Raw genomic sequence first — 10,502 nt, forward strand, 5'->3', positions numbered from 1 at the left:
TTGGTATCTTTGCTCTCGGCTGAGCTGTTTATATTTCATTGCAACGCAAATTTAGCACTTGGCCAATCATTGGGGGCTAGCCCCCAATGATTTTTAATTTGAGTTGCACTTATTTGTTGAACTTAGGTTATATAAACTGAATCCCAAAATTAAATTTCCGAAGATATACCAATTGAGTTTTTGATATTTCAAGTATTAAAAAGGTGTTGTTTTACATCAAGGAGCCGACGATTTAACATCGCAAGCTTTAAATACAACTGGATTTCTTTTTAGCTTTGGCAGGAGTATCTAATTTGTAAGGTAACGGTTCTCTATATTATTCAAAAAAAAAAGCCCCGTATGGAATTTCCATACGGGGCTTAGCTTATATCAATTTTGTAATTAACTTATTGTTTTACGATTCGTTTTACAATACTGGCATCGGTTGCTTCAATTTTCACAAAGTACATACCAGATGCAACTTGCTGCAATGAAATGACCGTTTCAACCCCTGCATTTTTGAGGTTAATGGTTTGTATTATCCTTCCATTAACATCGGTTATAACGGCAGCGGTAAGCTCCTTGTTGCTTTTGTTCGCCAAGGTTACTTGCCCGTTCGTTGGGTTGGGGTATAAAGCAACATTGTTGTAAAAATCGGCATCGCCCACACCCAAAATGATATCAACTGTAACAGTAAAAGTACACGTAGTCTCATTTTCGCCATCGAAGGCGGTCATGGTCACTATTGTTTCCCCTTCCCCTATTTCAGTTCCCGCTGCGGGGTCTTGGGTCAAGGTTGGGTTAGCCGTACAGTTATCGGTAGCAGTGGTTTCTCCAGTATAATCGGGCAAGGTAAACATTTCGCCTTCGTTTACCATCTCGGTAACATCTTCTGGACACGTAATTTCAGGTGCAACAGCATCGGCGGTAACTTCGGTTGCGGTACGCGCTGCAAGGCAACCTTCAAAAGCAGCAACACCAATATCGTCGTTTGGCACACCATAATCTGAAGCTTCACAAACCCCACTCCAATCGGCAGCGGAATCGGTATCACCATTTCTCCTGAAAGATCCATTACATTCGGTTAGCAATGAAGCTCCGGTCCCGGTCCAATCTAAATCGGCTGCCGTAATGTTAAAGCCGTTGATGTTCACGTTGAGGCCGGCAATTTGCGAAGCCGAAAAATTCCAGAATACAGAATCGACTACATTTCCATCGGCATCGATAATGATGATCCAGCCGGTACCATCGTTGTCCCAGAATAGGTTACTGCCCCAATAGTCGGCACCGCCATCATCATTAAACTGAACAACAGCATCACTGGCCATTTGCCCTAAAGTTTGAGTATCTGGGTTCATAGCATTTATATCGGTATAAGGATCTTCGCTCACGGCAACGGTGTAACCCGAATAATCTTGAGCCGTCCCTACATTTTGAATTTCAAATCGATCTGGTGTTTCCAAAGTAATTTCAGAAATAACCAATTTTGATAAAGGACCGTCAGGATTCTCCTGCGCATAGACTGTGGTGGAACCTGAAGGCGTAAAGGTGTACGATTCGCCTTGCGCCAGTAAGTTTCCTCCAAATTCGGCATCGTACCATCCAATGACATTGTTTGGATCGTTAGGGGTTGCCGTAACGGTAACCTCATCGCCCACACAGAAATCTGAAACGCCTTGCGTTGTAGGACCATCAGGAATGGCCAACACTTCAATGGTATCGCTATCGGTTGAAGCGGTTGTACATTGTCCTTCTGGCACTTCATACGAAATGGTATGCACCCCTACGCCCGCTACGGCAGGATCGAAAGAGTAGGTAAGCCCGTTACCATCATCAGTAACACCAGGACCACTGTAAACACCGCCAGCAGGGCTTCCGCCACTTAAACCGGTTAGTATTTCGGTACTTGCACATACATCTTCTGGCGCTACAAATGAGGCTTGCGATGGGGGCAAGTCAAAAGCTTCGGTTCCATCGTTCACACTGCTTGAAGATCCTTGGTCTGCACTAAAGCCCAATCCTCTTTTGGCGAAGGCTTCCCAAATTAAACATTCGTTGGCACCACCATAGATGGCTTGGTCTGCTGCAATAATAGCATCCCTGCCATCCACAAAACCTGGACTACAAGGTTGCAGTTTCATTCCTTCCATTACAAGCGCCATGGCCATAATATTACCGGCATCTTGATTTACATCGCCTGTAAAGTTGTAGATATCGGGATCATAACCATGCTCATCTATTAGAGCCCACGCCATTTCCCATAACATTTGGGCCCAAACGGAGCCTATTCTATGTACACTGAAACTTCCTTCTATGGAACTATAGGTATCTGGGTTAACTGACATATCGGTACTGTAAGGATAGGTACGAATACCTGGACCACCTTGACCTTCGCCAAATAAATAGGTTCCTACGCCTCTAGAATCGGTACCTACATCGCCAGGCTGTATGGTTATCAAAGCGCCAAGATAATCGCCCCAGCCTTCGCCCATTTGCTCATCATTGTTCAAGCACTCGGTATTGTTGCCACCTCCGGTCAACCTATTGGAAATACCGTGGGCAAACTCGTGAACGACCACTAAATTGTCAAAACATCCATCCCTGTTACCACATATATACATATTCATGGATGGGTTAAGCCCATCTGGTGGGGTACCAAATGTAGCGTTGCACCATTGTTCAATCTGAGCATTTGCGTTAACGGAATCCCCGCCGGAGCCACCATTTCCGTAGTTGTTTTCCTGAAAGTTTCCACTCGCAGCATCAAACCCATAGATATAAGTTAAATCGTGAATGGCATTGTTAAGGTAAAAAAGCTGGGTAATGGCCGCATCTTCATATTGATTGGAGTTAGTCCACGTTTGGTTGAAGCTGTAACCTGTGAAATCCAAAGCACTCCCACCATCTGGACGGTAGCCGGAGTTGTTGCCGGCTTCGTAAGCATCTACGTTGTTACCTTGCGTATCGGTATGTTCGGCCCCAGGGTTGCCGTCGGTATCGTGCCAGCCATAGGGAGAGGCTACCGCATCTGCAGGGCTATTTATAATAGACCTATTACCATAAAGTGGGCTTTCCAACGGAAATTCGAACACCTCATAACATTCGGTACAACCTGTCTCAGCTGCCAGTTCTTCGTAATTTGGAATATCGAACAGGTTTTTGTTGTAATCCAACGGCTCTTTTTCGTGATCGTGCTCGTGGTCCACAGTACAGCTTAACATCCAATTGTTCTGCTCTAAAATTTCACCAGTTGTAGCATCGATGCGAAGGCTCCACCAATCTTGTCGGCTTTTTTCTTCAATGGATATATCCCATGCCAATGCTAATTTATTGTCTGCTGTAGGTTGGTAGGTTAATTTAGCAGGGATTTTGCTCAATGAAATACCTCCTTTGCTGAAGGTCGTTTTCTGGCTTGGCCCATTTTTTTTCTGAAGTTCAGTTAACGAACCATCTAGGGTGTACCCCAGTTTCCCGGCAGCATTTTCTATGGCTGTTCTTGCCGAAATGCCCGGTGCCTTTCCGCCTATTGCTTTCTCTGAAGCATTTTTTAAGAAATTAATGGAACCCGACAACGTTTCTCCGTTGGGCAATAGGTGCAAACTGGAAGCCGTGCCATTAATTTGAATGCCGTTGAGGGTTTGCGCAAGATAGATATGTGTAATTCCACTGGCCGTACTGGTATGTTGGCTGGTTACTTGCCATTGCAAATCTTGCTGGGTAAGCTGGTTATTCTCTAATTTTTGCTGAAATTCAGCTTGAAGGTTTTGAGTAAAATCCTGAGCGTTCATTTGGGTTAAAAAACCGCAACTGAAAACTAAAATTAAACTCAATGTAAAATTTTTCATAGATGCATTTAGTTTAAGTAGTTGTTAAATTTTCGTAAAACTAACAATATTTCGCTTTTATTCAAATATTTCATTCATACAGACTGAAATTTAACACTTTTTCAATTGTTCTTGGTTTTTATTGAACTATTACAAGTTGGTTTGACACAGTTTCACAATTTTTACAAGGCTTTATCCATTTCACAAAAAACAACTCCCTTTCTTGACAAAATGTTCATGGCAACGGCATATATAGAAATTAATTCATTATTTTAGCAAGAACTTAAAACCAAACGATGAAACAACCGGACGAACTGATCTTAGCCATGCAAGATGGCGACGAAAAAGCTTTCTCAAAATTATATACTATGTATTCCGAAGCTATGTTCGGCATTATTTACAGCATCGTGTTAGACGAAGGGGATGCAGAAGAAGTGATGCAGGATGTTTTCATAAAAATTTGGGACAACTCGCAATCGTACAATGTAAAAAAGGGACGGTTTTTTACGTGGATCCTTAATATTGCAAGAAACACGGCAATAGACAAAACCCGACCCAAGGCTTATAAAAACTCCAAGAAAAACCTTAGCACCACTAATTTCGTAGATATATTAGCTACGTCCGATAACCTAAACAAAAAAACCAATGCCATCGGGATCAAAAAATATCTGGCTGCATTAAAACCTGCATGCATCAAAATAATCGACTTTTTAATCTTTAAAGGGTACACACAAAAGGACGCTGCCAAAGAAATAGACATTCCGTTAGGAACATTAAAGACCCGCAACAGAAAATGTATGCAGGACTTAAAAACAATTGTATTAGGATAATATGAATGCACAAGAACTTATAGAATCGGGTAATTTAGAACTCTACGTCGCTGGATCGCTTTCTGCTGAAGAAGCCAAGGAAGTAGAAGACGCCATTGAACAGCACCCTGAAGTAAAAGAACAGGTAGAGTTGATCGAAGACAGTGTCATTACATTGGCCGAAGCTGTTTCGCCTCCGCTTTCGGCCCTTATCTGGTCTCAAATAGTAGAAAATATAAACAGGGTGAGGTCAATTTCAGAAAGAAAACCTTCAACCAATTGGGGCGCCATTACCGGTTGGGCCGCTGCAATTTTGGCACTTGCCGGAATTTTCTGGATGCTTAAGGAGAAAAACGACCTGCAAGACCGGGTAAGGTACACCACCACCCAAAATGCCGTGCTGGAAGAAAAAGCAAACAAAGCCGAAAGCCAACTGGCCGAAGCCGAAGATGTGCTGGATATTGTACGTTCCAAAGAATATAACACCTACACCCTACCGGGCAATCAAGCCGTTGCGCCACAGTCTTTTGCGAAGGTTTATTTGAACAAAAAAGACAAAATTGCCTATATAGACGCAAAAGGACTGCCGGAACCACCTCGTGGCAAGGTTTATCAAGTATGGTCGTTGACCATGCAACCTTTAACGCCGACTAGCGTTGGCCTCTTGGATTCCTATGCGGAGTCTGACACTAAACTTTTTAGGGTCGATATGGGTGCAGTAGCTGCTACCGAAGCTTTTGGTATCACCTTAGAGCCTGAGGGCGGAAGCGAAACCCCTACTATGGATCAACTCTATACGTTGGGCAAGGTCACTCCTTAAACTATAACAATCTCTTGTTTATTGGGTTTTAGAACGCAACAAAATAGGGCTTAGCTCTTCTTATTTATAAGCAACGATAACAATCAAACTGTTTTTTGCATTTGTCGTGATTATGTGAATTATTAAAAAACAATCTCATGAAACAGAAACTTTCAACCCTTTTTACAATTGCTTTTATTATTACCGTCATTGGCTTTTTAATGGACGGCGACCCTAAAGAACCTAGTATGGTGATACGCTTTGTTGAGTTTTTTGCGATGACCGCAACTATTTTTCTATTGATTTCCGTCGTGTATTTTGCCGCTGTATTTGTGTTTAAAAAAGTGGGGACGAATAGTAAATAACCACGAGCATAGGAGGTGGTTATATAAAATAAAAAAAGCACCCTCTGGAAATACCAGAAGGTGCTTAACTAACAAAAAAACTCTGAAAAAACCGGCATAACCAGTCGTTGATTCTATAGTATTCTATAGATGATCAACCTTTCTACATATATGTACGAAGATAAAGCGGTTACGGTTTTACAATTGGGCGATTTTTTTTGACAAAACCGGGCCCATTTCGTACCAAGCACCCGAAAGCTCTTCTTTTAAAGGTTTTACCTTATCTTCCATTCCATTTGCTTTATAGACCATAGCGGAATAATATTGGGCCATAGGCTCAAAGGTCTTACCTGCCACATGTGCTTCAATAGTCTGCAATGCGCCATTTTTGTTTCCGGATTTTAATTGTGCCAAAGCCAAAAGGCTATATGTTTCAGGCGTAGCGCGGTTTCCGACTTCTTTTTTGGCCAACGCAAGAGCTTTTTCGGGAGCCTTTTCGGCATACAATTCAATTAAATAGGTGTTGTACATACCACCGTATAGAGTATCTGAAACCATTTCAACAAACTTGTCTTCATTGGCTTTCACAGCCTCTTTGTTATTGGTGTATTCGGCCATTTCAGCTTTCAGCAGATAATAGTTGGGCGATTTATGGTTTACCAAAACCGAATCCAGAATACGGTTGGCTTCTTTTGTATCTTTTTCATAGGAATACGCTATCCATGCCAGCCCTTTTTTCACATAAGGATTATCCGGTTCAAGCTCCAAGGTTTTCAAATAGTAATTGTACGAATCATTAATCCTGCCGGCGTGGCCGTAAAAATCGGCCAAATTACTGTACGACCATACTTTAAGGGATTTGTTACCTCCAGATTCTGCGATGGTTTTCGCTTTATCCATATACTTGATGGCCGCATCGAGATCACCTTTGTGGTCGTTCCACTTGGAAACCCTAATCAAATAGTTAAAGTCGCTATTGTTTTTTACGTTGTTGAGCATGGTGTAGGCTTTGTCGTATTTGCCCAGCTCCATATACACGTCGAAAAGCATGAGTTCGGTTTCATGTTTATTGGAAACACCCTTATAGCTTTCTTCCAGTATTTTTTTGGCCTCTTTAAACCGATGTTGCGAAATGTAGGTTTTTGCCAAGGCACGGGTGTATCCATCTTTATTGGTGGCCGATATTGCTATGGCCTTTTTCTGCAGCTGTTCTGCCTTATGCAGGTTTTCTACATCGCCCGTTGCGGCAAATAATGCCGCGTAGCCTCCTGCCAAAGGGCCGAGATCGCCTACTCCGCTACTGTCTGCTGCCAAACGTTTGTTCCAAAATTCCTTTTGTGATTGAGCAGCTTCATACGCGGAGTTGTCTTGTGCACTAAGGTATGTATTGTAATCTTCTTTGCTTGTTACGGGCGTTGTTTCCGCATTCTTTTCTTGTTTTTGATTGCATGAACCAAAAACACAAAGAAGGCATATAATAAGTATTTTTTTCATTGGTTATTTTTTATCAGTTCAAAAAAATAGATAGTACGTTTTGCATAAAAGAAAAGAGCAATGAATTGCCCTTTTCTTATTTTTCTCCTATTATGTTATATTACATATTTGGAGTTTCCAAATAAGGGAAGTCAACTACTTGACGATCGCCAAAGCCTACACTGTCGCTTATCAACAATGGTGATCCATCGCTACCATCAAAATTGAGGTTGTTTATGTCTCCCCCACCAAACATCAATATCAGGGATATGTCTATCACATCGTCATCAATATTTCTACCGGTTAGGGCTACTTCTGTTGAAGGGTCAAAGTAAACAGTTTGTGCATTTGGTGCCACTTGCAGGGCATCAAATTCTGCCAATACCTTTGAAAAAGTAGGGGCATCCAATCCTAAAATATTGGTTTCGTAATTTACGTTCGCAGGATCCAGGCCAAGTGCTTCGGCATATACATCGTGATAGGTTTCCAAAGTGTTCTCAAAAATAGGCGTGAAATCTGCCCTTCCGGTTACTGTTGTGGTATTAAAGTTGTTTTTTACTTCAGGAGAACCGCTGAAAACTGTATTGATTCCGGGGCGTCCCATAATATCCTCTTGCACATAAGTGCCAGTAAAGGCTTCTTCACACGGCCCGCAAGCGGAACCGCCACAATCGACGCCTTCTTCATCTCCGTTTTTAATACCATCATTACAGGTAGCCAAGTTTATTACGTTGTCGTCGTCATCGCTACATTGCACAAACAGTAAAGATGTACAGATAGCAATAAATAGCATACTTAGTTTATATATTTTCATCATTTTATGTTTTTATCGTTATGTTATTGTTTTCTTTTTGCTGAAACCCATACGTTATAGGCCGGCGGCAGTCCATTTATTCCTACTGCTCCGCCAACATGTGCTGGTGCGGTTCCTAACATGGAGTTAGGTACTTCTACCGAAACGGCCAACACATTAAGATCTTCAAAAAAGTCGCTTGCTTCGGCAGGAGGCAAAAATCCTTCTGGGGCAACTTCTCCGCTAATTACTTTGTTAAAACGGTTAAAGTCAAAGAAAAAACCGTCTCTTCTAGGGCCGGCAAAAAACTTCATACCGTCTTCTTCGGTCACTTCTACATTTTCTGAAGTTGAAATTTTCACCCTGTGCCGCGGGCCGGAAGTCTCTACTATACTGCTCAAACCCTGTGTCTCGGGGGCTACGGGACCAAAAAAGTACATTGAATCCCCTCTTTTTATGGCTTGTATAACCAAATCCTCTTTAAAATCGCCGGTATTATCGATATTAAATTCTAATAATACGTTTTCATCAAACGCGGCGTTATTGGTTACATCGCCAGGTGCCAAAGGCCCCTGAATGGTCGCAATCAATACGGTGTTGTCTGGGTTATTGCCCTCAAAAGCGTACAGATCTGCAATATCAGTTGTAGTTCCTTCCACCGATGGTGAGTCGATGTGGTCGGCAGCGATCAAAAATATGGCGAGTACGGCTATGCCCACTCCACCAATTGCTGCAAAAATTGTTGTTTTTTTCATGATTGTTTTTTTATCGATTAATATACATTCTATTACATTTACGGTTAAAATACACCTACGGTTTTACCAAAGCTGTTAATTTCCTGTTAATCTAAAATTAAAAAGTTGTAATTAACGGAGAATCAACAATTAAAACACCTTATCATGAATCCCTCTGCTTCAGGCTGGATCCCTAAATTCATCCATCTTTTCACTTCGGAAAGTGATAGTATGCACTTTGAATCCTCCGAAGTATTTTACCACACCTTGAAAAAATCGGGTTTTTTATATGGGATTCCTGTTAAGAGCCTTTCAACAATCCCAATAAGTTCCTTATCGCTTACCAAAGAAGAATACGGTAAAACAAACCTACTGCATTCTTTACTGTATCTATATTGGGTAGAAAATAACAGCACCAACTACCATGAGGCTGTTGCCGCTATCATTTCTTTTTACAAACAGCTTGAAAAACAGAAAAAAGGATGGCGTAAACGGTTTTCTTTTAACAGTTCGGAAACGGCCACCCTTGAAAAAATAATGGCTTCCCGTTTGCAGGAAAACACCTTTCTCTCCAAAAAAGAGGCCGCTTCTTTATTAACATATTCGCTGCTCTTTCTCGATGTGCTCAATTTTAAAACCTATTTAAGCCAACCGGCTGGCATCAAGGAAAAAGCACAATTGCTGGAACACCATTTGATACACTGTTGCTATTTGGCTTTGAACAGCAAAAAAAGAAAAACCAAATACGATCTTTTGTTGATAGACCTGTTTGCAGCTTCTTCGTCACCTTTTAAGGAAAAGACGGACCACATGAAAGAAAAGAACAACGATCCCCTTGTGTTTTTATCAAATCAAAACCTCTTGACAAAAAAATACGCAATGGACCTGTGCTGTTTGGCCGTGTGGGACGATAGGGAAATAGACCCTTCGGAAATAGAGTTTTTACAACAATTGGCTCAAAAGCTGGGACTCCCTGATACCGATGTGGAGAAAAGCCTTGACGATTTGCGGGATTTTTCAAAAGAGCACGCTAAAAAAATAAAGTTGTTTGAATATGAACACCCTGTAAAACACCTGTACCGGCAATCTTCAGCAACGGTCAAACTGCTTATCCTTCGCAACAAAAAACGATTGCAAAAAGAACTGGAAGAAAGTGGCGAGTTGGTTGTTTTATTGGGAAAATCTACAACGAGGGACCTTTCAGCTGAAGAAAAACAAAAAGTGAAGACGCAATTATTGGATATATGCAAGACCATCCCTTCGCTAACGGTGTTCCTCCTGCCGGGCGGCACTATTTTATTGCCATTGCTGATCAAATTTATCCCAAAACTGTTGCCGTCTGCATTTAACGATAACAAGATAGATGAATAGTAAAAAATGGGTAGCGGGTAGTCTGAAGCTGGGAGTTGGAAAGATTAAGGATCAAGTCCAAAAGTTGGGTCTAAAGTGAAAAATAGTTTTCTTTGCGGATAAATATTTTCCAATGAATAAAGAGACTGATTTACCCCTGCTAAGCTTAATCCTTCCTGAAGGTTTGCTAACTTACTTTACCATTGTTGGGTTTGATAAAAAAACCATTAAAGACCCCTTATACGTTAATCGGCTGACCATTTATTTAGGAGAAAAAAAGGAAATCCCCGAAGCCTATAAAAATCACCAATATAAAGCTAGCGGCTTTATGGAGCCCCGAATAATTGAGGATTACCCAATCAGAGATAATTTGGTAAGCTTAAGCTTGAAGCGAAGA

General features: G+C 41.5%; 9 protein-coding genes. 5 read left to right on the forward strand and 4 right to left on the reverse strand.

What is annotated here, in order from left to right; translation table 11 throughout:
* Positions 1–386 precede the first annotated feature (386 nt).
* Complete coding sequence (locus tag DDV96_RS15590) at positions 387–3,824, reverse strand: M36 family metallopeptidase (protein ID WP_116695713.1); 3,438 nt, start codon at positions 3,822–3,824, stop codon at positions 387–389.
* Between the two features lie 275 nt (positions 3,825–4,099).
* Here DDV96_RS15590 and DDV96_RS15595 point away from each other — a divergent pair, with 275 nt between their 5' ends.
* From DDV96_RS15595 to DDV96_RS15605, 3 genes are all read left to right on the forward strand, one after another.
* Positions 4,100–4,633 carry an RNA polymerase sigma factor gene (locus tag DDV96_RS15595; RefSeq protein WP_116695714.1) on the forward strand — a complete coding sequence of 178 codons (534 nt, stop codon included), beginning with the start codon at positions 4,100–4,102 and terminating at the stop codon, positions 4,631–4,633.
* Between the two features lies 1 nt (position 4,634).
* On the forward strand, positions 4,635–5,432 hold the full coding sequence (locus DDV96_RS15600; protein ID WP_116695715.1) for an anti-sigma factor: 798 nt from the start codon (positions 4,635–4,637) through the stop codon (positions 5,430–5,432).
* A gap of 137 nt (positions 5,433–5,569) precedes the next feature.
* Positions 5,570–5,776, forward strand: coding sequence for a hypothetical protein (locus tag DDV96_RS15605; protein ID WP_116695716.1), 207 nt, complete (start codon positions 5,570–5,572; stop codon positions 5,774–5,776).
* A 177-nt stretch (positions 5,777–5,953) separates the two neighbouring features.
* Here the strand turns inward: DDV96_RS15605 and DDV96_RS15610 are convergent, their stop codons facing one another.
* The 3 genes from DDV96_RS15610 to DDV96_RS15620 all read right to left on the reverse strand — a co-directional run bounded on the left by DDV96_RS15610 (position 5,954) and on the right by DDV96_RS15620 (position 8,776).
* Positions 5,954–7,249 (reverse strand): tetratricopeptide repeat protein, encoded by a 1,296-nt coding sequence (locus tag DDV96_RS15610; protein WP_116695717.1) that lies wholly within the window; start codon positions 7,247–7,249, stop codon positions 5,954–5,956.
* 100 nt (positions 7,250–7,349) lie between these two features.
* A complete protein-coding gene (locus tag DDV96_RS15615; protein WP_240607753.1) occupies positions 7,350–8,045 on the reverse strand; it encodes a DUF4331 domain-containing protein in 696 nt (231 codons plus the stop codon).
* A gap of 20 nt (positions 8,046–8,065) precedes the next feature.
* Complete coding sequence (locus DDV96_RS15620) at positions 8,066–8,776, reverse strand: DUF4331 family protein (protein WP_116695719.1); 711 nt, start codon at positions 8,774–8,776, stop codon at positions 8,066–8,068.
* A gap of 144 nt (positions 8,777–8,920) precedes the next feature.
* Between DDV96_RS15620 and DDV96_RS15625 the strand changes: the two genes are divergently transcribed.
* Positions 8,921–10,126, forward strand: coding sequence for an LETM1-related biofilm-associated protein (locus DDV96_RS15625; protein WP_116695720.1), 1,206 nt, complete (start codon positions 8,921–8,923; stop codon positions 10,124–10,126).
* 112 nt (positions 10,127–10,238) lie between these two features.
* On the forward strand, positions 10,239–10,502 hold a 264-nt coding region (locus DDV96_RS15955; protein ID WP_116695109.1), incomplete at its 3' end, for an ISAon1 family transposase N-terminal region protein.

This window comes from Marixanthomonas spongiae (assembly GCF_003095375.1).
GTDB lineage: Bacteria > Bacteroidota > Bacteroidia > Flavobacteriales > Flavobacteriaceae > Marixanthomonas > Marixanthomonas spongiae.